The organism is Peptoniphilus faecalis, from assembly GCF_012976305.1.
In the GTDB taxonomy this organism is placed as follows: Bacteria; Bacillota; Clostridia; order Tissierellales; family Peptoniphilaceae; genus Peptoniphilus_A; species Peptoniphilus_A faecalis.
Genome location: NZ_JABDSR010000032.1, coordinates 1 through 901 on the forward strand (window position 1 = coordinate 1; position 901 = coordinate 901).

Annotated in this window: 1 rRNA gene; it reads right to left on the reverse strand. The window is 46.3% G+C overall.

Annotated elements, in window-relative coordinates:
- Window positions 1-901: ribosomal RNA gene (locus tag HKO22_RS10610) — 23S ribosomal RNA — on the reverse strand; the annotation flags it as partial.

Consider the following 901-nt stretch of genomic DNA (forward strand, 5'->3'; position numbering starts at 1 on the left):
ACGATTGTATCGGTACAGGATTTTCCACCTGTTGTCCATCGACTACGCTTTTCAGCCTCGCCTTAGGTCCCGACTTACCCTGAGTGGACGAGCCTTGCTCAGGAATCCTTAGGTTTTCGACGGGTGAGATTCTCACTCACCTCTCGCTACTCATGCCAGCATTCTCTCTTGTATGTTGTCCACAATGGCTTTCGCCTTTTGCTTCTTCCTTCATACATTGCTCCTCTACCAACGTTTGACGTTCCATAGCTTCGGTATATAGTTTAGCCCCGGTTATCTTCGGCGCAGAGTCACTTGACTAGTGAGCTATTACGCACTCTTTAAATGAGTGGCTGCTTCTAAGCCAACATCCTAGTTGTCTCAGTAACTCCACATCCTTTCCCACTTAACTATTATTTTGGGACCTTAGCTGATGGTCTGGGCTCTTTCCCTTTCGACTATGAAGCTCATCCCACATAGTCTGACTCCCTAGTTTGTGATATGGTATTCGGAGTTTGATAGGTCTTGGTAACATATGCATGCCCCTTGACCATTCAGTGCTCTACCCCCTTTTCACTTATCTAGAGGCTAGCCCTAAAGCTATTTCGAGGAGAACCAGCTATCTCCGTGTTCGTTTGGCTTTTCACCCCTATCCACAGGTCATCCGATAGCTTTTAAACGCTACCCGGTTCGAGCCTCCATTGAATTTTACTTCAACTTCACTCTGCCCATGGATAGATCACACGGTTTCGGGTCTACGACTACTAACTTTTGCCCTCTTTAGACTCGCTTTCGCTTCGGCTCCACATCTGTAATGTTTAACCTTGCTAATAATCGTAACTCGCTGGCCCGTTCTACAAAAAGTACGCGATCGTAGTTCTTGTCTACTTTCGCTGCTTGTAAACACTAGGTTTCAGATTCT